Raw genomic sequence first — 25,020 nt, forward strand, 5'->3', positions numbered from 1 at the left:
CGCTGTTACGGTCCGGCTCTTTCGCCATCTCCAGAGCTCAGGTGCCGAACCAGTGCATCGAGAACCACCAGGTCTTCCCCCGGCTCGATCGTCTGCGGGTTCAGCGCGATCGCGTCGTCGGGTACGCCGAACACACCGACCGCGATCCGCGGGTCTCCCTCCCACAAAGCCCGCACCAACCCGTCCCGGGTCCAGCCGCTGGTGGTCAGCAATCGGACGACCGCTCGCCCGTGCGGCTGGCCCGCCTCACTCGGGTAGCCTCGCTCGGCGACGACACCCGGCACTCCGCGCAAGCCGACGATCCACCGGTCGACAATCTGTTCATAGCTCGCGAGCAGTGCCTCCTCGTCCTGCTCCAGCGTCCACTCGACCGCGGCGTACAGCCCGAGCAGCTCTTCCTTCCCGACCTTCATCCCGCGCCCGATCTGCTGATTCGGCGACGCGTGCGCCCGGCACCTGTCGACGATCCACCGCTTCCCCAGCACCAGCCCACTGGACTGCGGTCCGCGCAGCCCTTTCCCACCGCTGAAGATCACGGCATCCGCGCCGAGCTCCGCGGTGAATCTCCACAGCGAGGAGACGGGTGGAATCTGGGCCGCCGCATCCACGATCACCGGCACAGCCGGTGGACCGGTGAGGCCCGGGGTGCAGGCGAGTTCCCGGGCGACTCGGATCACGTCCTCTATCGGCAGAGCATCCGCCGCGTAGTGGGCGCCGGCGAACCACAGGACGCAGGCGGGGCGTCGTACCAGGGCGGCTCGGAGCTCCTTGATCGACGGACCGACTTCTATGATGCGGGCGCCGGTCAGGCGGGCCGCGTAGTCGTAGCCGTTGCGCTGGCCGGTGAACATGACCACCTCGGCCTCGGCCGGGAACGCCTGCGCGGGCTCACCGACACACGACGCGACCGTGAGGGTGATCGCCGCCGCGGCACCGGACGTCACGCAGGCCGCCTCGTTGCGGGTGAGCACGGCCAGGCGCTCACCGACGCGGTCGTGGAGTTCGGGCAGGTCGACGAAGTGGGCCGCCCCCTCCGTCATCGCCTTCAGCGCCGACGGCGGCATCAGCGAGCCGCCCAGTGCGGTGAGTGTCGCGGAGGCGTTGATGACCGGCCGGACCCCGAACGGATTGGTCATACGAGGAATCTCGACATCGGTGGTACGCCGGAGAGTTCGGCCAGCCAGGCATCCAGGAAGTCGTTGTCGGTGCCGTCGAGGTGGGTCAGCTTGTAGACACTCGCGGCAGGCAAGGCCCCGATCAGCGCGGCACACCAGTCAGGATCGTCGACGGCGAGCAACGTCCGAGCGGTCACCGCGGACGCGTGCCGGACCGGGTCGAAGTAGGCAAGAGTTCTGTCAATGATCCGCGCCGACGAGCCGGCACGGAGGTGATCGTTGAGCTCCTCGAGCGGATAGCGGCTCGACTTCAGCCGTGCCTCTGCCGCCCGGTAGAACAGCAACTCCGAGAGCAGGACCGCGCTGAACCCGGGCCGCCGCGCGGCCGTCAGCAGCGCCAGATCGTCCCCGCTCACGGCCACCCGCGCCGGATCGACCTCCGCCAAGCTCATCAGGAACTCCGCGGCCCGCAGGCAGTCCGCCGCGATCCCGCGATAGATGTACGACGCCGGGTCGTCGATGCCCATCGTCAGCAATCCCGGGTACGCCGCCGAGAACCCTTCGTCGGCCAGCCGCTGACCACGGTGCGTCAGGGCGAACACGACGTACCGGCTGCGATCGTTCGGGTGCGGCACGAGGTTGACGCTCCCGTGGCGCGGCGTCCGCAGGAGCGCGGGGAACGGCCCGTCACCGGACGGGATGCTGAGATGACCGAAGACTCGGTACGGCCCGGTGCTGGTGAGCCGCACGGTGTAGCTGGTCGCCTCGTCCGTCGTCCGCGCCGGCACCAGGTCGAGCCCGGGCCGAGCGGAGATCGCGGCCAGCTCATCGTCGACGGCGGACCAGTAGCTGTCGAAGTCCACGGGTTCACCGTCCCGGCGTGAGGTGTTCGGCGAGGAAGTCCGCCACGATCCGCAGCACGCCCGGCAGCCCGGCGTGGTGCGCGCAGTGCGGGTAGGCGTGCAGGGTGGTCTCACAGGTCAGCACCCGCCGCAGCGCGAATCCGGTCTCCGGCGGGCACACGTCGTCCTCGAGCCCCAGGTACAGCAGCGTCGGCGCCCGCACCTTCGGCGCGAAGTTGAGCCCGTCGTAGTAGGCGACCGTCTCCCGCACCCGGTCGACGTCCTTCGGGTGCATCCGCAAGTACTCGTTGATCTCCTCGTACGGATACGACCGGGTCAGTGTCGGCGCGGTCATGATCCCGCACAGGTACGGCGCTCCCGCCGCGACGCACCGGATCACGTCCGGCAGGAGCGCGGCCGTCGAGATCCCGAGGCCACCGCCCTGACTCGACCCCTGCAGTCCGATCCGCAGATCATCGACTTCCGGACGATCGAGCAGTACCTCGACCGCCCGCACCACGTCGAGGTAGAACCCGCGATACCCGTAGGTGTTGTGGTCGATGATGTTGTGCGTCAGCAAGCCCGGGTAGCCCGGGTTGAACACGTCGTTCGAGCGCAGCTTTCCGCGCGGCGCGACCGCGAGCGCGGCGTACCCGAGCTCGGACCATTCCTTCGGGATCGTCGGCTCGGAGATGTAGCCGGGGATCGTCACCAACGCCGGGTGCGGGGTCGGCCGATCGCGCGGGACGGTGTACCAGCCCGCGATCCGCAGACCGCCATAGCTGGTGTAGCGCAGATCGTAGACGATCACCTTGTCCGTGGACAGCGAGGGCATCTCGGTGAGGACCGGGTCCAGCGGGTACGACGCGCAGTCCGCCAGGCCGGCCGCCCAGAAGTCGTCGAAGTCGGCCGGCAGCTCGACCTCGACGATCGCGTTCTCGGGGATTCTCAAGAGTGTTCCTCTCGATGGGGGGCGTGCAGCGCGGTGCCGTCGGAGGCCTTGAACAAATGCAGGCGGTTCTGGTTGAAGCCGACGTACACCGTGCTGTCATGACCCAGCCGGAACGGCACCGGGACGCGGGCCTTCAGCAGCTCGCCGTCGATCCGGACCGTGACGAGCACGTCCGGACCGAGCGGCTCGGACACGAACACCTTCCCGGGCTGATAGCCCGCGATCGGGGTCGGCGACAACGTCACGTCCTCCGGCCGGACGCCCAGGACGACGGCCGGGTCGTCCGGCGAAACGTCGTACCGGCCCAGCTCCTGACTCAACGCGCCGCTGCGGAAGGTGCGGACGCCGTCGACGTCGGCCAGTTCACCGGTGACGAAGTTCATGGGCGGCGAGCCCATGAACGACGCGACGAACCGGTTCGCGGGCCGTTCGTAGATCTCCCCCGGCGTCGCGCACTGCTGGACGACGCCGTCGCGCATCACCGCGATCCGGTCCGACATCGTCATCGCCTCGACCTGGTCGTGGGTGACGTAGATGAACGTCCGGGCGACATCCACGTGCAGCCGCTTGATCTCCGCGCGCATCAGCACCCGGAGCTGCGCGTCCAGGTTGGACAGCGGCTCGTCGAGCAGATACGCGCCGGCGTCCCGTACGATCGCGCGGCCGAGCGCGACCCGTTGCCGTTGACCACCGGACAGCTCGCGCGGCTTGCGATCCAGCAGGTCCTCGATGTCCAGCGTCCGGGCCGCCCGCAGCACCTGCTCGTCGATCGTCGCCTTGGGCACCCGCATCATCTTCAGCGCGAACCCGATGTTCTGCCGGACCGTCTTGTGCGGGTAGAGCGCGTAGCTCTGGAACACCATCGCGACGTCGCGCTTGTTGGCCGGCAGCCAGCTGACCGGCTTGCCGTCGAAGAAGATGTTGCCCTCGGAGGCCCGTTCCAGGCCGCAGATCATGCGCAGGGTCGTCGACTTTCCACAACCGGACGGGCCGACCAGGGTGAGGAACTCCTGATCCTCGATGGTCAGATTCAGGTCCTTCACCACCGTCTTGCCGCCGAACGACTTGGTGACGCCTTCGAGTCGAACCTCTGCCATCTGTCAGCCCTTCACGGATCCGGCGGCCATGCCCTGGACCAGCTTGCGCTGGAAGAGCAGGGCCAGTGCCAGGGGTGGGACGACCGCGAGCACGCCGGCCGCGGCCATCACGGTGAACTGGGTGTTGAAGTCGGTGGCGAAGTTCGCCGCCACCACCGGGATCGTCTTCGCCGCCTTCGTGCTGGTCAGGAACAACGCGAACATGAACTCGTTCCACGCGGTCATGAACGCGAACACCGCGGCCGCGACCAGCCCCGGCGCCGCGACCGGCAGGAACACCGACCACATGGTCCGGAACCAGCCGCACCGATCCACCCGGGCCGCCTCCTCCAGCTCGCGCGGCACCGAGCGGAAGAAGTCCTTCAGGATCCAGATCGTGATCGGCAGCGCGAACGTCGTGTACGAAAGGATCAGCGCCAGGTAGGTGTCCAGCAGCCCGAACGTCCGCATCAGCAGGTAGAACGGGATGATGATCGCGATCCCCGGTACCATCCGGGTGAGCAGGTAGAGCATGAGCAGCGCCTGACTGCCACGGAACTTCAGCCGCGAGAACGAGTACGCCGCGAACGTGGCCAGCGCGAGATTAAGGATCGCCGTCGAGGTGGCGACGATCAGGCTGTTGCGCAAGGAGTACGGCGTCTCGTCGATCGCCCGGCCGCCGACGAGTTGCTGGGCCTCACTCGGATGGATGAAACCGAGATAGTTCTCCAACGTCGGGCGGTCCGGAATCCAGTGCGGCGGTACGGAGATCGCATCCACCTCGTGCATGAAGCTCATCGCGACGATCCAGTAGAACGGCAACACCAGATACAGCGCGAACACGACCGCCAGCACGTACAGGACGATCTTCTTCCAGGGGATTCGGTAGCGCAGGGGAACCTTCACCACGGTGCTCATATCTCGAAGGCTCATACCTCGAAGTCCCCCTTCCGGTAGAGCAGGCCGATGTAGCAGACCGAGATCAGCAGGGTGATCGCGGTGATCACCCAGGCGTAGGCGCTGCCCAGGCCGAAGTCGGTGAAGGTCAGGACGGTCTGCACGTCGAGTAGGGCGATGGTGGTGGTCGCGTCACCCGGTCCGCCACCGGTCAGTACGTAGATGGTGTCGAAGGCACGGAACGCGTTCATCGTCTCGAGGATCAGCACGATCAGCAGGGGGTGCAGCAACCACGGCACCGTCACCTGGACGAACCGCTGCACCGCACCCGCTCGGTCGACGGTGGCGGCGTCGTACAACTCCGAAGGGATTGTCGACAATCCGGCGAGCAGAATGATGACCGAGAACGGGAGCGTGTTCCACACCTGGGCCAGCGCGGTGAACAGGAACGCGCCGGTCCCGGACGTCAGCCAGGCGTGATAGTCGTCGATCAGCCCGAGCTGCGTCAGCAGACCGTTCAGGGCGCCGGTCTTCGCGTCGAAGATGGTCCGCCACATCAGGCCGTTCACCACCCCCGGCATCGCCCAAGGCAACAAGGCCAGGCTGAGCAACAGACCGCGGCCGCGGAACCGCTCGTTCAGCACCAGCGCCAGGATCAGCGCGAGTACGACGGTCAGCCCGAGCACCACGAGGACGAACAGGGCGGACACCTTCAGCGCGGACAGGAAAGCCTGATCGCTGAGCAGGGCCTGGTAGTTGTCGAAGCCGATGAAGCTCTTCGCGCGCGGGCGCTTCAGGTTGTTGCGTTGCAGGCTGACCCAGAACGAGTACGCGATCGGGTAGGCGACCAGCAGGGCGATCACGATCATGGCCGGCGCGTTCAGCGCCCAGGCCTTGGCGTTGTCGCCCAGCGGCCGGCGTTCGGCTTGGACGGCCATCCTCAGCTGTACTTCTTCTTCAGCGTGGCAGCGGACTGCGCCAAGCTCGCCACCGCCGCGGACGGCTGCGTCTGGTTGCTCAGCACGCCCTGCACGACCTTGTGCATCTCGGTTTCGAACTCGGTGTACCACGGCATGCCGAGCACGTTGCGCGGCTTGGCGATCTCGCCCAGGTGGGCGTAGATCGCCGGGTCGGCGAACTTCTTCAGCGACGCGGTGATCTCCGGGTCGGTCGCCATCGACCGGTAGGCGAATCCGAGACCACGCTGCAGGAACCAGAACTTCGCGGTGTAAGGCTGCTTGTTCGCGTCGAGTCCGCCCAGGTAGGTGAGCAGCTTGAACGCGTTGTCCTTCACCTCGGTGTCCTTGGCCAGCGCATAGAGCCGGGTGTTGCTGACCGTCCCGTGCACCTGACCGTCGAGGCTCGGTATCAGCGCCATCCGGATCTTGCCCGCGGCCTTGGACTTGGTCGCGTCGTTGTAGTCGCGGCTGGCGTACCGCGCGCCGATCGTGTACGCGTACCGGTTCGCCTTCATCGCGTTGTCGATCGGGACCGGCAGCAGTTGCAGGCAGGCCGGGTCGATCACCTTCGACTTGTTCGCCGCCTGCTGCAGCCAGGCGAAGACGTCCTTCACCACGGTGTCGGTGGTGTTCATGATCGGCGCCTGCTGGTCGTCGAACATGTTGCCGCCGCTGCCGAAGACCAGCGCCCACACCCAGGACCACCAGGTGTCGGACAGTTGCGCCGGTACGCCGATCGGGTATTTCAGGAGGCCGGCGTTCTTGATCTTGACCGCCTGCGCCTCCAGCTCCTCCAGGCTGGCAGGGGGTTTCGTGATCCCGGCCTTGGCGAGGATGTCGGCGTTGTAGGTCAGGCAGTTGGAGTCGGTGTAGTACGGCAGGCCGTAGCGCTTGCCCTGGTAGGTCATCGCGGACGCGTTGCCCGGGTAGATCGCGCCGTACACTTCGTCGACGCCGGGCATGCCGTCGAGCGGCTGCAGGTAGTCCCCCTCGACCCAGCCCGCGAGGGAATCGTCGTACACGTAGAGAGCGTCCGGGCCGCCGCCGCCGGTGAACTCGGCGACTACTTTCTGAACGTACTGCGCACTCGTGATCGGGGTGTAGTTGACCTTGATTTTGCTGGTCTTGGTGAAGTTGTCGAGGTTCTGCTGGACGAGTGCGGCCTCGTAGTCCCAGCCCTCAAACTTCACGCTGCCGTCGCCGGAGCCCGCGGACTTGTCGTTGGAGCAGGCGGTCAGCAGGGGCGATGCGGCGGGCAGGGCCAGCCCGAGACCCGCGTACTTCAGGATCTGGCGGCGGTTGAGCTCCATGGTTGTCCCTTCAACGCGGTGAGCGCAGTAACGCTTGGGCGATGCGTAGCCGGTACAGACGCGTCGGGCGTCCTTTCGGATGGCGCTGAGCTGTGCCTTCGACGCTCACCAGGCCCCCAGCGTCAAGTGTGCGGATCAGCCGGCGGCCGCTCTGATCCGTGATGCCGAGATGGTCGGCGAGCTCACCGGGCGAGATCGCGCGACCTTCCAGTTCGTGCTCCAGTGCCGCCAGGCGGGAGACGGTCGCGGCACTGAGGCCGACGGACTTCGCGAGCTGTTCGACGTCGTCGCCGTGTTCGCGGTAGGAGTAGCTGAGCGCCGCCCGGACCGGACCCATCGGGCCGATGATCACGCCGCTGTCCTCGATCAGGTAGCCGCATGGCTCGCTCTCCCGCTCGGCCCGGGCGGCCGCTTGTTCGGCCAGGGCCACACAGCCGCGGGCGGACGCGCCGACGCCGAACCCGGCCGAGACCTGCGCACCGAGCGCCGCGGCCGCCTCGGCGAGCGCGGGTACGGCGACCCAGTTGCGGGTGATGCGCTCGAACAGAGCCTTGTGGGCGAAGACGACGACACCGCGCCGGCCACGGTCCTCGATCCACGCGCCGGCGAACTCGGGGGTGTTGAGCAACAGGTTCATCAGGCCGATCCGGGCCCGTTCCTCGTCCTGCGAATGCGAGATCAGGAAGACTCCGGCGGCGAAGCGTTGTGCGCTGGCTCGCTCGGACTCGATCCGGAGCGCGAGCTCGTGCAGCTCGGTCCGGATCGTCGCCGGCACCGGCATCCCGCTCATGATCGGGATCTCGCCGGACAGTCGCTCGCGGACGGCGGCGCGGACGCTGATCACATAGCCGCGCTCGCCGAACCGGTGGTAGGCGGAACGGTGGAACTCGACGATGTCCTCCACGGATTGCGTGGGGGCGTACGGCAGGCAGTCGATGGCGTCGGCGTCGAGCTCGAGCGCGAGGGCGACCGCCTCGACCGCCTCGGCGGGAAAGGTGTCGATACTGACCGGGGTGCGACCCCACCCACGCTCCTGGGCGCGGTAGAGCGCGAGGGTCAGGTCGAGCGCCGACGAGCGGATCACGCCGACCGGCAGGCCGGGTGGGAGGAGTTCGCGGCTGGCCGTGTACGGGACCGGGCCGGCCACGAATCCGTCGAGCCGGGTCGTGCTCAGGAACTCGGCGACCTTGGCGCGGATCTCGTCCTCGTGGTCGTAGCTGACCCACTCCAGGTCGACCCCACCGAGCGTGTTCGCGGCTTCCCGGAACAACTCTCCGTGCATCGAGTGGGTCACCACTCCGATCACAATCGCCACGACACCCCTTTACGAACTAGGTTCGTAAATGACTCGTAAATCCGATTCTGACCAAACTCTCCCCTCCCGGGGGTCCAGGTCAAGGGATCAGCCAAAAGAAATTCCCCGGCGACAACCCAGTCGCCGGGGGCCGATGGTGTACCGAAGGTGCGCCTCTCAACGCAACGGGCTATGCCGTCATGCGGGTGTGACCCAGGAGTTGGGGATCTCCTTGCCGGACCGTGATCAGCTGGGCCGGTTGCCCGTCGGAATCACGATCTTGGTTTGTGCCCCCTTGGTGAGGTAGTACGTGGTCCACTTCTTGACCATCTCGTCGAGGAGCCAGGCGGCGGCGGGCACCAGCGGCAGCCCGATCAGACCCTCCCGGAACCGCACCAGTAGCGGCCAAGCGGTCTTGACCGCCGGGTCCCACAGCGGCTCGCGCGGGATGCCGTTCCAGTCGGCCACCTGGTCGCCGGTGAGGTACCTGGAGAACGCGTTGACGAGCGGCTTGTCGAGGCCGCCGGGGCTGGTCAGCTCCGCGAGCATGCCCCGCAGGATGGCGTTGAGTTCCACCCCCTCCGAGGTCGGCCCCATGTTCCTGGGCAGGACCAGATCCGACTGGGTGTAGGAGGAGTCCCAGGTGGCGGGGAGGAACTCGTCCCTGATGCCGAGCATGTGCCCCAGCATCTGTACCGAATGCAGGTACGCCGCGGCCTCAGTGGAGGAGATGCGCACCTGCCACTCCCGCATCCCGCGCATGGAGTAGGTCGCCAGGGTGTGCCACGTGACGAGCATGTCCTCCTGGCTGATCGGGATAGGGCCGGACCAGTGGGGAGACGACTTCAGCAGGTGCCGCACCGCCGCGTGCACCAGCCGGGTCTTCACGGCCTCGACCACGGCCGTGCCTCCGGCACTCCAGGCGTTCTGGGGTCTGACCGCGTACGCCAGGATGTTCGTCTTGGCGATCCGGTCTTTCAGATCCGCGCCGCCCGCGGAGTAATAGACAGCGCGTGCCTCCTTGGGGATGGCGGTGGCCAGCATCCCGGCGCCGACAATGGTGAGGACGACGATGTAGTTCCCCTTGAGCGCGTGGAAGCGCCCCGCGGCGTCCAGCTTGGCCGGGTCGGCCCACGATGGCAGCTGACGTGCCTGCTCGATGAAGGCCCGCAGATCCTCCGGCAGCCCCGCGGGCAGGGGCTGGTCGTTGCGGTTCCAGCCGTCCAGCAGCCGGTTGACCTCGGGTATGACACCGCGGTCGAGCAGGGAGGCGAGGAGCGGATCGGCCACGTCGTCCCACACCCATCGGGGGTCGGCGCCGCTGCCGGAACCCGCGATCGAACCACTGGCCGGCCAGCCCCAGTCGCCGGACAGGGAGTCCGCCTGGGCCGGGGAGACCATTCCTAACGCGCCGAGCGCCCCCAACGCGGTGCCCGACATCAGTACCTCGCGCCTGCTCAACTCTGCCATGCTCCGCACTCCTTCGAGGTGGGGGTTCTGCTCAGGGCATGCGAGAAATGGTTGATACGGAGAAACAAGTCATGAGTCTGTGTATCATCATCAGAGCACAGTGTGACGAGCATCACAAGACCACGTTTGAGGCAGAATTCCTCTAGGAGGTGATCGTGGAATCTGTGCTGTCCGGATTCATGGCGCCGTCGGACTCGGATTCGCTGCTGGAGCGCGCCTATGTCGATGCCGTCGAGCGTGTCGACGACAGCGACGAGCTACGGGCGCGCATCCTCGACGCGGCGTACGAGCAGTTCTGCCGGATGGGCATCAGGCGCTCGACCATGGAGGACGTCGCCCGGCTGGCGAAGGTGTCGCGGATCACGGTGTACCGCCGGTTCGACACCAAGGACACGCTGATCGAACACGTGGTGCGCCGGGAGTTCCGCCGCTATTTCGACCAGTTCCTCATCGACATAGAACAGGCCGGCACCGCTGCCGACAGGGTGGTACTGGGCTTCGTAACCTCATTGCGAGCAATTCGCGGCAACCCGCTGATCGGCGGACTCATCGCTACGGAACCGGACCTGCTAGTCCCCTCCATGACGGCCGACGGGGGTCAGACCCTCGCCACCGTACGGCATTTCGTCGCCGGTCAGCTCCGCAGCGAGCAACGCGCGGGCAACGTGTCGAGCAGGCTTGACGTCGATCTTGTGGCCGAGATGATGGTGCGGATCTCCACCTCATTCCTGACGATCCCCAGTGCCATCATCGACCTGGATGACGACGACGAACTGGCCGCGGTGGCCCGGCGGTTCCTCGTGCCCATGCTCGAGCCACCAGCCGGGACGTCAGCGGCCGGATCCGTCTGAATAGCGTCCACTCACGCGGTGGCCGCTGACAGTGGCCGCATGCAGATCAAGCCATACCGCCTCTCGCGCCGGCCCGGCGTTCCTTACTCCTTCAGGCGGGCTTCGCCAGGGCATGCAGACCGGCGGCGGCCAGCGGCGCGACCGCCTGACCGACGGATTCGAACCCCGATCCCCGCGTCATGCCCCGCTGGAAGCGGGCGTGGATCCCTTCCGCGATCACTGCGATCTTGAAGTAGCCGAGACCGAGATAGAAGTCGAGCCGGCCGAGGTCGCGGCCACTGATCGTGGCGTATCGCTGGGCGAGTTCGGCCGGCGGGGGCAAGCGGTCGCTGGTGGACGCCGCTGAGCCGCCGATGACGGGGGCGAACGCCGGATCCGCGTACACAAGGTGCAGTCCCAGGTCGGCCAGCGGGTCGCCGAGCGTGGCCATCTCCCAGTCCACCACCGCCCGTACCTGGGCGGGGTCGTGCCGGTCGAGGATGGCGTTGTCGATGCGATAGTCGCCGTGGACGATCGAGGCGCCGCTCTCCTCGGGGCACGCCTCGGCCAGCCACGCGTGCAGGCGCTCGATGTCGGCCAGGGGGCGGGTCCGGACCCGTTGCCACTGGTCGTGCCAGCGCCGCACCTGCCTGGCGAGGTAACCGTGGGGACGGCCGAACGTCCCCAGCCCGACGGCATCGGCATCGACCGCGTGCAAGCGGGCCAGCACCTCGATCAGGCTGTCCGCGCATCGGGCGATATCGCCCTTGGACAGCGTGAGCAACTGGTCCGTGGTCCGGATCACGGCCCCTTCGATGTGCTCGACCACGGAGAAGGGCACGCCCAGCACCTCGGCGCCGGCCAGGGCGACCGCGCGTGCGACCGGGACCTGGCTGCCGGCAAGGGCCTCGACGACCCGGTACTCGCGGCCCATGTCGTGTGCCGACGGCGTGAGCCCGCCCAGTGGCGGACGGCGCAGCACCCACTTGTGCCGGCCGTCGCCGAGCAGGTACGTCAGGTTCGACCGCCCGCCATGGAGCAACTCGGCGGTGAGGCGACCGGCGAAGCCGGGCACGCGCTCGGCGAAGAACCTTTCGAGCGCGGGAAGATCCAGGCCATCGAGCGCGGACCGGTCAGTGTCCGTCATCGCGCCGCCTCCACGCCACTCCGGTCATCGCGCCGCACGTCATGCCGGTCGTCGCGCCACTTCCACGTCACGCCGGTCATCGCGCCGCCGCCGCGTCATGGCGGCGCAGGACGCGCCTGGCGATGGCCCAGCGGTGGGTCTCCGACGACCCGTCATAGATCCTGAACGGGCGCACCTCCCGCAGGTAGCGGCTCAGCAGAACGTCGCCGGAAACGCCGAGGGCGCCGCAGATCTGCACGGCACGATCGACGACGCGCCAGATCGCCTCCGCGCAGAAGGTCTTGGCGACAGCGGTGGACTGTGCCGCGCTGTCGCCTTGATCGAGCTCCCAGCACGCCCGCAGGATGAGGCCACGGGACGCGGCGATGTCGATCTCGTTGTCGGCGATCATCTGCTGGACCATGCCGAGCTCGCCCAGCCGCGACCCGAACAGCCGCCGCTCCGCGGCCCGCGCCACCGCGATGTCCTGCGCCCGTCGCGCGATGCCCAGCCAGCGCATGCAGTGCGTCATGCGGGCCGGGCCGAGCCTGACCTGGGCGTAGCGGAAGCCCTCGTCGACCTCGCCGAGTATCGCGTCCTCCCCCACCACGCAGTCGTCGAAGACCAGCTCGACGTGACCTCCGTACAGGCTCTCGTCGAGGGTGTCGATGTGCCGGACCGTCTTCATGCCGGGGTTGTCGCCGTCGACCAGGAACATCGTCGCGCCGCCCGCTTCGCCCGGTTGCCCGGAGGTCCTGGCCATGCAGATCGCGAAGCCCGCCCCGTCAGCGCCGGTGATGAACCACTTGTGGCCGTCGATACGCCATCCGTCAGCCGTACGCGTCGCACGCGTGGTGAGGGCGCTCGGGTCCGAGCCCGCGCCCGGGGCGGGCTCGGTCATCGCGAAGCACGAGCGGACCTCGCCCGCGGCGAGTGGCCGCAGGTAACGTTCCTTCTGCTCGTCAGTGGCGATGGCCTCAAGCATGTGCATGTTTCCCTCGTCGGGCGCCGCGATGTTCAGCGCGAGCGGTCCGAGCAGGGAGTAGCCGGCCTCCTCGAACACGGCGGCCCGGCCGCGCATGTCGAGCCCGAGCCCGCCGTACTCCCGCGCGACGTGCGGGGCGAAGACACCGGCCTCCTTCGCGGCCTGCTGCAGCGTCCTGCGGACGTCCTCCGACCGCGCGACGCCGTGTTGTGCCTCCTCGACAGGAATCACCGCCTCGCGGATGAACGTCGCGGTGCGCCGGGCGACGTCGGCGACAGCTGGATCGGGGGCGAGGTCGACGGCCATGGGGTCTCCCATCTGGCTAATGAGCGTTAGCCGAACCGTAGACCCTGGCGGCGGAAATGCGCCATCATTGCAGCTAATTAACGTTAGCCGAGGAGTCGATGTGGACCGGGTCGAGCACATTCGTTCGGTGGCGCTGGAGTTGTTCGCCGGCAAGGGATACGAGGCCACCACGATGGCCGACATCGGCGAAGCGGTGGGAATGCGCGCGCCCAGCCTGTACAAGCACGTCGCCTCCAAGCAGGAGTTGCTCGCCCAGATCATGAAGGCGACGATGCGCGAACTGCTCGCCGCCAACCGCGCGGCGGTCGCGACCACGACCGACCCCGTCGAGCGCCTGCGGCGGGCGACCGAGGCTCACGTCCGCTATCACGCCCGGCACCGGCTTGAGGCGTTCGTCGGCAACCGGGAGATCCGCAGCCTCACCGAACCGCATCGCGGGCGCGTGCTGGAGCTTCGCGCCGAGTACGAGACCCGGTTTCGTGATCTCGTACAGGCGGGATCGCGACAGGGGGTCTTCGCCGTGGCATCGGCGCGGTTGGCGTCGTACGCGATCCTCGACCTCGGCATGGGCTTGGCGGCCTGGTATCGCGAAGACGGCGAGCACGGCGAGGACGCCGTCGTGTGGCAGTACAGCGAGTTCGCCCTCCGTCTCGTCGGCGCCGGAGGACCTGCTCTTGAATTGAATTGAGTTTGGTCTATTGTGGCACGCGAGACGCCTGGCAGTCCGCTGAGCAGCAGGGACCGATGGAGGATAGTCGCGTGCGCGCAGAAGCAGAAGCCGTCGATCTGCTGATCATCGGCGCCGGGATGGCTGGGCTGACGGCTGGTGCGCGAGCCGTGCGCGACGGTCTGTCGGTGTTGATCGCCGAGATCGGCGGCGACGTCGGTGGATCGGCGCGCTTCGCCGGGTACGCGTGGACCGCTCCCAGCCACGAGATCATGGATCAGCACAATCCGCGCGGAGAGGCCGCACTGAAACGCGCCTTGGTGGACCGGTTCGCCGACGGCGTCTCATGGATCCGCTCCATCGGCGTCGAGACCGGGGATGAGCAGGCAATTCTCAGTTTCGGCCGCGGGCATCGGTTCGACACCAACCACTACCTCGACACCTGCCGCCGGCTCATCCTCCAAGGCGGCGGCGAACTGCTGCTCGACACCGACACCGAACGTCTGGTGACGGAGAACGGAGTCGTGGCCGGGGCGGAGCTGAGGTCGGCCGACGGCACGCGCAGAACGGTGCGGGCTCGCTCGACGCTCGTCGCGACCGGCGGGTTCCAGGGTGACCTCGCGCTCCGTACCACCCATGTGCACCCGCGAGCCGACCGTATGGAGCTGCGCTCGAATCCACACAGCCGTGGCGGCGGCTACCGCCTGGCCACCCAGGCCGGCGCGGCCACCGGTCACGAGGACGCCGGCTTCTACGGTCACCTCATCCCCAGCGGCATCTCCTTCGCCGATCCGGCGGACTTCGTCGACCTGTCGCTGTACTACAGCGAGCACGCGCTCCTGTTCAACCTGAACAACGAACGGTTCACGGACGAGACGCTGGGCGATCACCTCACCACCATGGCGTTGCTGGAGCAGCCCGGAAGCCGCGGCCTGCTCGTCGCCGACGCCCGGGTGTTCCGCGACTGGATCGTCGGCTCCTATGTCGAGGGCGCCGTCGCCGTCGACAAGTTCGCCCTGGCGAGCAGGCGAGGCGGTCGCGTCGGACTCGCCCAGGACCTGGACGAACTGGCCTTCCTGCCGGAGGAATGGGGCTACCACGGCAAGGCCGTCCGCGACGGCGTCGAACTCTTCAACGAGCGCGCCTCGGCGGGGCTCGACCTGCGGCCCGGCCGCGAGCTGGACCGCCTGCCACTCGACGAGCCGCCGTACTACGTCATCGAGGCGGTGCCGGCCATCACGTTCCCGTTCCACGGCGTGCGCGTCGACGACCGCGCCCGCGTCCTGGGCGAGGACGGCGAACCGATCGGCGGGCTCCTCGCGGCGGGGTCGGACGTCGGCGGTTTGTGGAACCGCGCGTACGCGGGCGGCATCGCCGCGGCTCTCGTCTTCGGCCTGACCGCCGCCCACACGGCCACCGAGACAACCGGCAAAACCGCCACCGGCGCAGCCACCAACACCACCGCCGACGCCTAGAAGACGCCAAGCAGACGCCTAGGAGGAGCCCCATGACCACCGACACCCCCCTGCTCGACGCGTGGTTCGCCACGATGGACTCCGACGAGCCCGAACGCGTGCTCACGAAGATCACTGACGACTTCGAGATGTCCGTGGTGTTCTCCAAGGGCGGCGGGCAGACCGCCGAGTTCCGCGGCGACCGGGAGGGTCTGGTCGGCTATCTCGCGCAGCGTGAGAAGAACGCGCTGGTCCATCACCTGGTCCGGGCCACGGCCGTCGGCGATGTCGAGCTGGGGTTGGGGACGGTGACGCGGGACGGACGGTTCGAGGCGTCGTTCAACGTGACCGCGCTCGTGGACCCTGCCTCAGGTAAGTGCCGGCGGCTGCTGATCTGCCGTACGCCCGAAATAGCCTTCCCCATGAGCGACCAGTGAGTGACACGAGCAGGTTCGAGGGGGCGGTCGCGCTGGTCACCGGAGGCGGGTCCGGGATCGGAGCCGCGGTCGTGCGGCAGCTCGATCGCGAGCGGTGCGCCGCGGTCTATGTGGCCGACGTCAACGAGGTCGGAGCGCGTACGGTGGCCGCGACGACCAGGTCCGGCCGCCCGGCCGTCCTGGACGTCACCGTCGCCGCCGACGTGGAGGCGCAGGTCGAACGGATCGTCGCGGCACACGGCCGGCTGGACGTCGTCGTGAACACCGCGGGGGTCGACGATCCACGCGCCAAGGAGCGGATCCTGGCCGCCCAGCAGTCGGGCGAGCCCCTTGACGTGTTCCGGCACCTGGAGGACGAACAGTGGCGCCGGGTCATGGCGATCAATCTCGACGGGTCGTTCCATGTCCTGCGAGCGGCGGTGCGCGCGATGATCCCGGCCGGTCGCGGCGCCGTCGTCATGGTGGGGTCGTCGGCGGCCTTCGACACGCTGGCGGGTTACGCCCACTACGCCGCGTCCAAGGCGGGCGTGCACGCGCTCGCGCAGTCGGTGGCCAAGGAGGCGGCGGCGTTCGGTGTACGGGTCAACGTCGTCGCGCCGGGTCCAGTGGACACCCCCATGGCAGCGCGCACCCCGGCGGCCGTCCGGCAGGCGATGGCGGCCTCCGGGCCGATCGGGTACGCCTCCCCCGAGGAGCTGGCGGACAACATCCTGTACCTCGCCTCCCCCGGCGCGTCGAACGTGGTGGGCGCCGTGCTGCTCAGCAACGGCGGCCGGTTCACGGTCTGAGGGACGGAGGTTTCGCATTGAGATCGACAGAGGAGATCGCCGTGAGAGCTCGACTGTCCGGCCGCGTGGCACTGGTGACCGGCGCGACCGGCGGGATCGGGGAGGCCGTCGTCCGGCGGTTCGCCGAGGAGGACGCGACGGTCGTGATCACCGATGTGGACGTCGAACGCTGTGAGGAGGCCGCCGAACAGCTCACGAAGGCGGGCGGACGGGCCATCGGCCTCGGCCTCGACGTCACCGACGAGGGTGCCTGGGAAGCGGTCGTGAACGAGGTGGCCGAACGGCTCGGCGGCATCTCCGTGCTGGTCAACAACGCCGGCATCGCCAAGATGACGGACGTGGAGACGGAGACGCTGGAGACGTGGGAAGCCGTCGTCGCGGTCACCCAGCGCGGGGTCTGGCTCGGGATGAAGCACGCCGGCCCGGTGATCGAGCGTTCCGGCGGGGGGTCGATCGTCAACGTCTCGTCGATATTCGGCACCATCGGCGGATTCGGCGGCCAGTTCTCCTACCACGCCGCCAAGGGCGCGGTCCGGCTGATGACCAAGAACGCGGCGCTGCACTGGGCGAAGCGTGGGGTCAGGGTCAATTCGCTGCATCCGGGATTCATCGAGACCCCGCTGTCACGCAAGCTCTGGCGGGGAACGCCCCGGCTTGACCTGATGATCGACAACACACCTATGGGGCGGCTGGGCCTAACCGACGAGGTCGCGAACGCCGCGCTCTTCCTGGCCTGCGACGAGTCGAGCTTCGTCACCGGCTCCGAGCTGTACGTCGACGGCGGCTACACCGCCCGCTGAGCCCCGGGACCGCGCAGCGGCCGCACCACCCGCTGTGTCCCGGGACCGCACGGCGGCGCGGTCGATTACTCCGCGCCGCCGTCCACGCGCGTGTACTCGCTCACGCCGCCGTCGACCGTGACGATCACCTGTCCGCGCGCCGCGAGCACGTCGAGGTGCGCGACCGTCTCGTTGACCGCGAGCATCTGGTTGAAGTCGTCCAGGCTCGCGAACGACACCTCGCGCCGGGTCCAGGTCAACCGCCGCGCCACCGCGTACGCGTTCAGCGTCTGGTCGCCAAGGACCCGCAGCGCCTGCGCCAGCCGTACATCGTGGTGGGTCAGCAGTTCGGCGACGCGAGCGTGCGCGCTCCCGGTGACCGGGCCATGCGCGGGCAGCAGTCGCGCGTCGGCGAAGCAGGTCATCAGCCGCAGCGAGGCGAGATAGTCCGCCAGCGGAAATCCGGGGTCGCCGAGCTCGAAGCCGATGGACGGCGTGATGTGCGGCAGCACGTGGTCACCGGAGAACAGCAGGCCGGCCGCCTCGTCCAGGTACACCACGTGCCCTCTGGTGTGGCCGGGCGTGGGGATGACGCGCAGGCTCCTGCGGTCGAGGTCGAGGACGCCCGCGCCGATCCAGCTGTCCGGCGCCTCCCAGTCGCTTTCGGTGAAGCGGCCGAAGTCCAGGCGGGAGAGCCGGTCGGCGAGGTCGCCCGCGCCGCCGTGGCGGAGCACTTCCAGGGAGGTGACCGGCACGTTGCTGCGCACCTCGCCCAGCGCGTCCAGGCCGGGTCGCTCGCCGGCGCCGAGATACACCCGCGACCCCAGGAGCCGGCGCAGCGCCACCGCCTGCGTGTAGTGGTCGCGATGGATGTGGGTGACGAAGATCTTCGTGATCCGGCCGAGGTCGTGCCCCAGCGACGCCATGGCCTGTTCAAGGACACGACGGGATTCGGGCAGGGCCCAGCCGCCGTCGATCATGACGATGCCGTCGTCCTCTTCGAGCAGGTAGACGTTGACGGCGCGCAGACCGTCTCCGGGAAGCGGCAGCGGGACGCGGTGCACGCCGGGCCGGATCGTCTCCGTTCCGGCCTCGGCCCACTGGCCGCTCCGGGCCGGCGCCGTCACGCCTCCGCCTTGCCCGCCGGGCCGGGCAGGCGGGCGAGCAGGTCACGCGCCAAGTCGCGGGCGCCTGCCCGGGAGATCTTGCCGACCGTGGTCTGCGGCAGCGCGTCGACGGCGAACACCAGCTCGGGCCACTTGGTCTTGGAGAGTCCGACGCTCCGCAGATGCCGGGTGATCTCGTCGAGCCCGATCCCGTCTCCGTCGGTGAGGGTGACCAGCGCGGCCACCCGTTCGCCGAGGATCTCGTCGGGGACCGGCACCACGCAGACCTGCCAGACGCCGGGATGGGTCGCGACGGCGCGCTCCACTTCGGTGACGTCGATGTTGCGGCCGCCCCGGATGATCACGTCCTTCTCGCGGCCCATGACGCTGACGGTCCCGTCGTCATTGGCCATCATGAGATCGCCGGTGGGGAAGAACCCGTCCGCGGTGAGCGCCGGCGGCTCTGGCCTGCCCTCGTGCGCGTACCCGAGGAACAGTGACGGCCCGCGCACCTGGGCCCGGCCGACCTCGCCCCGTGGCACCTGGCGGCCGTCCGGGCCGACCATCCGCAGCTCGGTGCCGGGGAACGGGCGCCCGTCACGGCCGAGCCGGATCTCCACCGGCTCCTCCGGCGACGGCGAGGTGTGGCCCAGGCACTCCGACATCCCGAACACCCGTAGGATCCTGGTGCCCAGCGACTCCTCGGCACGGGCGAGAGCCCCGACGTCCATCGGACCGCCGCCGACGGTCATCGAACGCACGCCCTGGAGCGCCCGCGACCCGGCGGCGGTGGCGCCGAGTTGGAGCGCCATGGTCGGCACGCACATGGTCCACCGCACCTGCGTCGCGGCCATCCGGGTCAGCGCCGTGGCGGGGTCCCACCTGCTCCACAACACCAGCGGGCCGGCCAGCGTCAAAGCCATGAAGACGCCGAAGCAGTACGCCGCGGTCGAGGACAGCGGCACGAGCGCCGCGACCGCGTCCCCTTGGCTCAGGCCGTTGGCGGCGATGGTGCGCGAGCAGGCGTAGCGCAGGGCGTCCTCGGACTGGACCACTCCCTTGGGCCGCCCCGTCGAGCCGGAGGTCAGCCCGATCAGCGAGCCACCGGACCACCGCGAGACGTCCCGCGGCCCGTCGTCCGACCACACCCCCCAGCGGTCCCAGACGCCCCCGGCCGCGGGCACGGACCACTCCGCGAGAGCGGACGGTTCGGCCACCACGGCGTCGGGCCGGATGTCCTCGAAGGCCGCGGCGAACTCGGCGGCGGTGGTGTGGCGATTGACCACCGCCAGCACGCCGCCATTCATCCCCACGGCCAGGGTCGCCGCGACGGTCCGCCAGGAGTTGTCGGCCTGCAGGAGGACGGTCCCGGCGCCGCCGCCGAGGGATTCGGCGAGCCGCGTGGCGCGGGCGAGCAGGTCCCGCGCCGTGTGCTCGCCCGAATCGTCGATGACGGCGACGAAGTCCGACTCCTCGGCCCGACGCCGGAACTCACTCACCAGTTGCCGCATTCGGCCCCTCCACCATCAGCTCGTGAACATCTCCAGCTCGGTCCCCATCACCGCGATCCGGCGGCCCCTCATGTCGCCGACCTGGGCGACCGCCGCCGCCCACTCGGGGCTGTCCAGAGCCTTCCGGAGATCTTCCGGGCTGTCGAAGCTCAGCACCGACATCCCGTCCCAGCCTTCGGACCGGCTTTCCAGCGCCGCCTCTATCTCGGTGTGCCGCCATGCCCGCAGACCCGGCAGCCGACGGGTGAGCTCCGCGTGCTCATTCCGCCACCAGGCGATGAACCGGTCGTGGGTCCACTCCGGCGGTCGCGCGGCCAGAAGCACGAGGTTGTACATGTCATCACTCCGATCCGGGCGCCGCCGGCCAGTCCAGCAGCTCGAACGAGGTCGTGAAGAACGACTGGTAGCGCAGCATCCGCCCGTTGGCCGACACCACGGCCGCGGAGTGGAATGCCCCGGTGGGCCTGCCCGACTCGGTCACCACCCCGTAGACCATCTCAACGTTCCCGTCGACCGCCGAGCGCAGGACGTTGTGCACCCGTTCGACCGCGTCGCGGCCGGTGATGTACCGGGCGAAGTCCTCCCTGGACTGCCCGCTCACCTGCCCGCTGGGAAGGGCGAGCAGGAAACGGAAGTCCGGCTCCACGTACTCGAGCGCCTTCTCCGGGTTCTGGCCGTCCATGCGGGCCATGTACTCAAGCAGCACCATGTGTGCATCCTCCCTGGTGTCAGCGGTCCGGCGGGGTGAAGAAGTCGCCCTCAGAGACGAACTGGCCGCCCTTCACGACCACTTTCTGCACCGCGCGGGTGCCCAGGTGGTTGGCCGCGCTGAAGTTCATGACGGGCGCGACGCCGGGGTCGATGTTGCCTGCCTTCTCGTAGGCCGCGATGAGCGACTGCGAGGTGACCGGACCCTGGACGGTCTGCGCGATCTGGACGAACACCTTGGCGGCAGTCCACCCCCACAGGGCGATGAAGTCCGCGGGCTGTTTCGGCTCGTACTTGGCCATCGCGTCGCGGAACTCCTTGACGGCCGGATCCTCGTCGCTGGGCACCTTGACCAGTTGCACCGCCTTGAAGCCCTCGGCGGCATCCCCCGCGAGGGTGAGCGTGGAGGCCGCGGCGGTGGGCGCGTACCCGTACATCGGCACCGACAGGCCCTGCAGCTTGGCCTCCTTGAGGAAGGCCGCGGCCTCCGGCGAGGCGAGGATGACGATCACCGCGTCGGGTTTCTTGGCCTTCACCTGTGTGATCGTCGGGCTCCAGTCGGTGGACTGGAACTTCACCGACAGCAGTTCGGCGGTGCTGCCCGGGCTGACCTTCTGCAGGACGGGCCCCACCTGCTTGGCCACGTTGACGAACGCGGCGGGGTCGCTGTGCACCACCAGCACCTTCTTCGCGCCGTCCTCCCCCGCCCAGGCCGCCAGGGCCGCCGCCTGGTCCTCATAGAGGGTCTGGGTGCCGAACAGGCCGGGACGCGGCGGCGTGTACCAGGTGGCGGCCCCGCCCAGCTCGTTGAGGATCGGCACCTTCGACTGCTGCAGGACGAACGGGAAGCTCGCCTCGCCCTGCGCGGTGCCGTTGGCGGCGACGATGGCCACGACCTTGTCCTGGCCGATCAGCTCCCGGGCGATCTGGACGGTCTGCTGCGGGTCGAAGGCGTTGTCCTTGACGATCCAGTTGATCTTGCGGCCGTTGACGCCGCCCTTGTCGTTGATCATCTTGAAGTACGCGTCGGCGCCCGCGCGCTGCGGGACGCCGGAGGCCGCCACGGCACCCGTGAGGGGATACCAGGCGCCGATCTTGATCTCTTTGTCGCTCGCGGCGCTGGAGCCGCCCCCGCCGCAGGCGCCCACGGCAAGGACGAGGGCCGCGACGCAGGTGGTGAGAAGGTGTGTCGAACGGAGGCGCATGACGTTCTCCCACAACTGAGTTCAGTTCAGTTTACGAGACTGTATCGTCGCGCTCACCATGGGGCAATAGCGGAATGCCCGGAAAAGGAAACATCGGGCGCGCGACTCGCGCCAGGGCCGGAACAGAGCGACCGGCACGACCTTCGGCGCAGGTCGTGCCGGTCATTGTGGCCAGCGCTACGGCGCGACCATCCGCACGCAGCAGTCTTCGGTCAGCTCGCTCACGGAGGACAATGTCACCAGGCCCTTGGGGCGATACCAGCGCCAGACGCTCACGATCATGCCGAGCATGTTCAGGGCCAGCGTGTGCGCGTCACGACGGGCGAAGACTCCCTCGGCCATCCCGCGTTCCAGCAGCTCGGTCCAGGCCTGCTCGATGCCGTGCACGAGTTCGCGGGCCGCGAGCCGCTCGGCCTCCTCCTTCTTGGAGTTGCGGGGCACCGCGAGAATGGCCAGGTTGTTCTGCAGGATCCGCATCTGCAGCACATTCTGCTCGGACACCGCGTACGCCGAACGCACCGCCGCCCGCAATGCCTCCATCGGATCGGGCTGATCGGCGGTCGCCTTCGTGAACATCTCCAGCGAACGCTGGAGCTCAAGCCGCATGATCGTGAGCAGGCAATGCGCCTTCGACTCGAAGTAGTGATAGAGCGCGGTCTGCCCGATCCCCACCTGATCGGCGACCACCGACCACTTGGTGGCCTCATAGCCGTTCTTACCGAAGTTCTTGACCGCGGCCGCCAGGATCGCCCGCCGCTTGGAACGGGGGCTTTCGTCCGGCTCGACGATCTTCGCCGCCTTCATCACCGCACCCCCCATTTGTCCGCCTGGGAAACGTCGCGGCCCGGCCGGCCTCTGCCGCCGACCTGACTTGAACTCGGTTCTAGTCTCATTCCCCGTCATCTTACCCATCGAAGGTGCTCGCACGTCCCGGTTGTCGGTCAAGCGACCGGGAACCGGCCGGAGGCGCGCCGCTCGGTCGCCGGATCCGTCGGATAGGCGACCGTGGCCGTCAGGGTGACGCCGTCGTCCATCCGGACGGGAACGTCCGAGACGACCGTGGTGCCGTAGCGGGCCGGTCCCGGCTCCCACCGCCCGCCCGGCCATGGAGTGGGCGCCTGCCGGTCGGCCCGCGCGGGGGCCTGGCCCCCGGCGAGCAGGACCGCGGCGAGCACGCCCGCGAGGACGACGGACCAGACCCGCCGATGCCAAGATGTGGCCATCTCGCACCTTCCCGATCGCTTCCTGAACTGAACTCACTTGAGCTCACCAGCAGTGTGCGGCAGGCGCGGCCCTGTACGCCAGAGCTGAATTCAATTAGGGTTCGCTGGTAATCACCCACGAGGAGGCCTCCCATGCCGTTCGTCCTCATCCATGGCGCCGGCTTCGGCGCGAACTGCTGGGACGAGCTGATCCCCCATCTGAACGCCGAGGCGCTGGCCGTCGACCTTCCCGGCCGTGGCACGCGGGCCGGAGCCGACCTGCGCACGGTCACCCTCGCCGACTGCGCCGAAGCCGTCCGCGAGGACATCGAGGCGAAGGACCTGCGCGACGTCGTGCTGGTCGGTCACTCCTTCGCCGGAGTCACCGTGCCACGCGTGCTGGACCTCGTGCCGGAGCGGATCCGGCACGTCGTTCTCGTGTCGGCCGTGGTGCCTCCCGACGGGTCACGGGTGCTCGACCAGATCGATCCGGGCGTACGGGACCTGGTCGAGGAGTCCATCGCCGGTGGCGTCTACCACCAGACCCGCGAGGGGGCCGCCGCGATCCTGTGCGACGACATGGACGAGGCGACCACCACGGCGACCCTGGACCGGCTGATCGACGACTCGGGCGCACTGCTGAGCGAGGTCGTGGACCTGAGCGGCTACCAGCGCGCGATCCCGCGCACGTACGTGCACCTCACGCGGGACCTGTGCTACGTCGAGGAGCTTCAGCAACGGTCCATCGCGCTGCTCCGCCCGGAGGTCGTCGATCTCGACACCGGGCACATGGCGATGATCAGCGCGCCGGAGAGGCTCGCCGCCGTCCTCAACGCCGTCCACGGCTGATCACATTCGTTCGATGATCGTGGCGTTGGCCATGCCGCCGCCCTCGCACATCGTCTGCAGGCCGTACCGTCCCCCGGTGCGCCGCAGCTGGTGCACCAGGGTCGTCATCAGCCGCGCCCCGGTGGCGCCCAGCGGATGGCCGAGCGCGATCGCTCCTCCGAACGCGTTGGTCCGCTCGGGCGCCGCCCCGATCTCCTTGCGCCAGGCCAGCACCACCGACGCGAACGCCTCGTTGATCTCGATCAGGTCGATGTCGCCGATGGACAGACCAGAACGATCCAGGATCTTCTCGGTGGCCGGGATGGGCCCGGTGAGCATGTAGATCGGGTCCGAGCCGACGACGGCCATGCTGTGGACCCGGGCCAGCGGCGTGAGCCCGTAGCGGCGCACCGCGTCCTGAGAGGCGACGAGCAACGCGGCGGCGCCGTCCGAGATCTGGCTCGACACCGCGGCGGTCAGCCGGCCGCCCTCGCTGAGGGTCCTGAGCCCCGCCATCTTCGCCAAGCTGGTGTCGGCCCGCGGTCCCTCGTCGGCCGCCAGGCCGAACGCGGGCACGACCTCTTCGCCGAAAACCCCGTCCGACCATGCCGCGACCGCGCGCCGATGGCTGTCCAGGGCGAACCGCTCCATGTCCAGCCGCGAGACGTCCCACTTTCGCGCGATCAGCTCGGCACCGCGGAACTGCGACACCTCCTCCTCGCCGAATCGAGCCCGCCAGCCCGCCCCGTCGTACGGCGCGCCCATGCCCTCACGCTCCCCCAGGACGGCCGGGCTTGAGATGGGCACCAGACTCATGACCTCGACACCGCCCGCGACGACGAGGTCGGCGGTGCCGGACATGACGGCCTGGGCGGCGAAGTGGACTGCCTGCTGCGACGAGCCGCACTGCCGGTCGATGGTGGTGCCGGGCACGTGCTGGGGCAGCCCGGCGGCCAGCCATGACGTACGGGCGATGTTGCCCGTCTGCGCGCCGATCTGGCCGACGCAGCCGAAGAAGACGTCATCGACGGCCCCGGGGTCGATCCCGGTGCGGGCGATGAGCGAACGCAGCACGTGGGCGCCCAGGTCGGCGGGGTGAACCCCGCTCAGCGCCCCGTTGCGGCGGCCGACAGGGGTACGGACGGCATCGACGATGAAGGCTTCGGCCACGGT

The 25,020-nt window shown here is 68.8% G+C and carries 26 protein-coding genes; 7 read left to right on the forward strand and 19 right to left on the reverse strand.

Features of this window, described 5'->3' with window-relative positions; translation table 11 throughout:
• Positions 1-5: 5 nt before the first annotated feature.
• The 9 genes from ACGFJ2_RS16005 to ACGFJ2_RS16045 form a co-directional block, all read right to left on the reverse strand.
• On the reverse strand, positions 6-1,136 hold the full coding sequence (locus ACGFJ2_RS16005; protein ID WP_393468654.1) for an aminotransferase class V-fold PLP-dependent enzyme: 1,131 nt from the start codon (positions 1,134-1,136) through the stop codon (positions 6-8).
• Complete coding sequence (locus ACGFJ2_RS16010; RefSeq protein WP_357960796.1) at positions 1,133-1,978, reverse strand: acetylxylan esterase; 846 nt, start codon at positions 1,976-1,978, stop codon at positions 1,133-1,135. The genes ACGFJ2_RS16005 and ACGFJ2_RS16010 overlap by 4 nt, the downstream gene beginning before the upstream one ends.
• 4 nt (positions 1,979-1,982) lie before the next feature.
• Positions 1,983-2,909: an acetylxylan esterase gene (locus tag ACGFJ2_RS16015; protein ID WP_393468657.1), complete on the reverse strand. Its 927-nt coding sequence runs from the start codon at positions 2,907-2,909 to the stop codon at positions 1,983-1,985.
• Positions 2,906-4,006, reverse strand: coding sequence for an ABC transporter ATP-binding protein (locus tag ACGFJ2_RS16020; protein WP_393468660.1), 1,101 nt, complete (start codon positions 4,004-4,006; stop codon positions 2,906-2,908). Before ACGFJ2_RS16020 ends, ACGFJ2_RS16015 begins: the two co-directional genes overlap by 4 nt.
• Before the next feature lie 3 nt (positions 4,007-4,009).
• Entirely contained in the window at positions 4,010-4,903 is an 894-nt protein-coding gene (locus ACGFJ2_RS16025) for a carbohydrate ABC transporter permease (RefSeq protein ID WP_393468663.1), read from the reverse strand.
• An 11-nt stretch (positions 4,904-4,914) separates the two neighbouring features.
• Positions 4,915-5,820, reverse strand: a complete 906-nt coding sequence (locus ACGFJ2_RS16030) for a carbohydrate ABC transporter permease (RefSeq protein ID WP_393468666.1) — start codon at positions 5,818-5,820, stop codon at positions 4,915-4,917.
• 2 nt (positions 5,821-5,822) lie between these two features.
• Positions 5,823-7,151, reverse strand: a complete 1,329-nt coding sequence (locus tag ACGFJ2_RS16035) for an extracellular solute-binding protein (RefSeq protein ID WP_357960781.1) — start codon at positions 7,149-7,151, stop codon at positions 5,823-5,825.
• A 10-nt stretch (positions 7,152-7,161) separates the two neighbouring features.
• Positions 7,162-8,466, reverse strand: coding sequence for a hypothetical protein (locus tag ACGFJ2_RS16040; protein WP_393468669.1), 1,305 nt, complete (start codon positions 8,464-8,466; stop codon positions 7,162-7,164).
• A gap of 225 nt (positions 8,467-8,691) precedes the next feature.
• Positions 8,692-9,915 carry an oxygenase MpaB family protein gene (locus ACGFJ2_RS16045; RefSeq protein WP_357960775.1) on the reverse strand — a complete coding sequence of 408 codons (1,224 nt, stop codon included), beginning with the start codon at positions 9,913-9,915 and terminating at the stop codon, positions 8,692-8,694.
• A gap of 179 nt (positions 9,916-10,094) precedes the next feature.
• On the opposite strand from ACGFJ2_RS16045, the gene ACGFJ2_RS16050 reads away from it, so the two are divergent.
• Complete coding sequence (locus tag ACGFJ2_RS16050) at positions 10,095-10,766, forward strand: helix-turn-helix domain-containing protein (RefSeq protein WP_357960835.1); 672 nt, start codon at positions 10,095-10,097, stop codon at positions 10,764-10,766.
• Between the two features lie 91 nt (positions 10,767-10,857).
• On the opposite strand, the gene ACGFJ2_RS16055 is transcribed toward ACGFJ2_RS16050, so the two are convergent.
• Both ACGFJ2_RS16055 and ACGFJ2_RS16060 read right to left on the reverse strand, forming a co-directional pair.
• A complete protein-coding gene (locus ACGFJ2_RS16055; protein ID WP_393468672.1) occupies positions 10,858-11,892 on the reverse strand; it encodes a phosphotransferase family protein in 1,035 nt (344 codons plus the stop codon).
• Between the two features lie 76 nt (positions 11,893-11,968).
• Complete coding sequence (locus ACGFJ2_RS16060) at positions 11,969-13,162, reverse strand: acyl-CoA dehydrogenase family protein (RefSeq protein ID WP_393468675.1); 1,194 nt, start codon at positions 13,160-13,162, stop codon at positions 11,969-11,971.
• Positions 13,163-13,262: 100 nt separating this feature from the next.
• Here ACGFJ2_RS16060 and ACGFJ2_RS16065 point away from each other — a divergent pair, with 100 nt between their 5' ends.
• The 5 genes from ACGFJ2_RS16065 (at position 13,263) to ACGFJ2_RS16085 (ending at position 17,308) form a co-directional block, all read left to right on the forward strand.
• A complete protein-coding gene (locus ACGFJ2_RS16065; protein WP_357960766.1) occupies positions 13,263-13,850 on the forward strand; it encodes a TetR/AcrR family transcriptional regulator in 588 nt (195 codons plus the stop codon).
• Positions 13,851-13,921: 71 nt separating this feature from the next.
• Positions 13,922-15,304 (forward strand): FAD-binding protein, encoded by a 1,383-nt coding sequence (locus ACGFJ2_RS16070; RefSeq protein WP_393468678.1) that lies wholly within the window; start codon positions 13,922-13,924, stop codon positions 15,302-15,304.
• 32 nt (positions 15,305-15,336) lie between these two features.
• Positions 15,337-15,720: a hypothetical protein gene (locus tag ACGFJ2_RS16075; RefSeq protein WP_357960761.1), complete on the forward strand. Its 384-nt coding sequence runs from the start codon at positions 15,337-15,339 to the stop codon at positions 15,718-15,720.
• Positions 15,717-16,508 (forward strand): SDR family NAD(P)-dependent oxidoreductase, encoded by a 792-nt coding sequence (locus ACGFJ2_RS16080; protein WP_393468682.1) that lies wholly within the window; start codon positions 15,717-15,719, stop codon positions 16,506-16,508. Before ACGFJ2_RS16075 ends, ACGFJ2_RS16080 begins: the two co-directional genes overlap by 4 nt.
• 41 nt (positions 16,509-16,549) lie before the next feature.
• Positions 16,550-17,308, forward strand: coding sequence for an SDR family NAD(P)-dependent oxidoreductase (locus ACGFJ2_RS16085; protein WP_357960755.1), 759 nt, complete (start codon positions 16,550-16,552; stop codon positions 17,306-17,308).
• A gap of 65 nt (positions 17,309-17,373) precedes the next feature.
• Here the strand turns inward: ACGFJ2_RS16085 and ACGFJ2_RS16090 are convergent, their stop codons facing one another.
• The 7 genes from ACGFJ2_RS16090 to ACGFJ2_RS16120 form a co-directional block, all read right to left on the reverse strand.
• On the reverse strand, positions 17,374-18,414 hold the full coding sequence (locus ACGFJ2_RS16090) for an MBL fold metallo-hydrolase (RefSeq protein WP_358190130.1): 1,041 nt from the start codon (positions 18,412-18,414) through the stop codon (positions 17,374-17,376).
• A complete protein-coding gene (locus ACGFJ2_RS16095) occupies positions 18,411-19,904 on the reverse strand; it encodes a class I adenylate-forming enzyme family protein (protein ID WP_393468685.1) in 1,494 nt (497 codons plus the stop codon). Before ACGFJ2_RS16095 ends, ACGFJ2_RS16090 begins: the two co-directional genes overlap by 4 nt.
• Positions 19,905-19,919: 15 nt before the next feature.
• The gene (locus ACGFJ2_RS16100) at positions 19,920-20,240 is read right to left on the reverse strand and encodes an EthD family reductase (RefSeq protein ID WP_357960744.1); all 321 of its coding nucleotides are present in this window, start codon (positions 20,238-20,240) and stop codon (positions 19,920-19,922) included.
• A gap of 4 nt (positions 20,241-20,244) precedes the next feature.
• Positions 20,245-20,613, reverse strand: coding sequence for a hypothetical protein (locus ACGFJ2_RS16105; protein ID WP_393468688.1), 369 nt, complete (start codon positions 20,611-20,613; stop codon positions 20,245-20,247).
• Between the two features lie 19 nt (positions 20,614-20,632).
• Complete coding sequence (locus ACGFJ2_RS16110) at positions 20,633-21,817, reverse strand: ABC transporter substrate-binding protein (RefSeq protein WP_357960739.1); 1,185 nt, start codon at positions 21,815-21,817, stop codon at positions 20,633-20,635.
• Between the two features lie 177 nt (positions 21,818-21,994).
• Positions 21,995-22,621: a TetR/AcrR family transcriptional regulator gene (locus ACGFJ2_RS16115; protein ID WP_357960736.1), complete on the reverse strand. Its 627-nt coding sequence runs from the start codon at positions 22,619-22,621 to the stop codon at positions 21,995-21,997.
• A 137-nt stretch (positions 22,622-22,758) separates the two neighbouring features.
• Positions 22,759-23,040, reverse strand: a complete 282-nt coding sequence (locus tag ACGFJ2_RS16120) for a hypothetical protein (RefSeq protein WP_393468692.1) — start codon at positions 23,038-23,040, stop codon at positions 22,759-22,761.
• 132 nt (positions 23,041-23,172) lie between these two features.
• Between ACGFJ2_RS16120 and ACGFJ2_RS16125 the strand changes: the two genes are divergently transcribed.
• On the forward strand, positions 23,173-23,868 hold the full coding sequence (locus tag ACGFJ2_RS16125) for an alpha/beta fold hydrolase (protein ID WP_393468695.1): 696 nt from the start codon (positions 23,173-23,175) through the stop codon (positions 23,866-23,868).
• Here ACGFJ2_RS16125 and ACGFJ2_RS16130 read toward each other — a convergent pair whose 3' ends face one another.
• Positions 23,869-25,017, reverse strand: a complete 1,149-nt coding sequence (locus ACGFJ2_RS16130; protein WP_393468698.1) for an acetyl-CoA C-acetyltransferase — start codon at positions 25,015-25,017, stop codon at positions 23,869-23,871.
• Between the last annotated feature and the right edge of the window lie 3 nt (positions 25,018-25,020).

This window comes from Nonomuraea sp. NPDC049028, from assembly GCF_043197735.1.
Lineage (GTDB): Bacteria > Actinomycetota > Actinomycetes > Streptosporangiales > Streptosporangiaceae > Nonomuraea.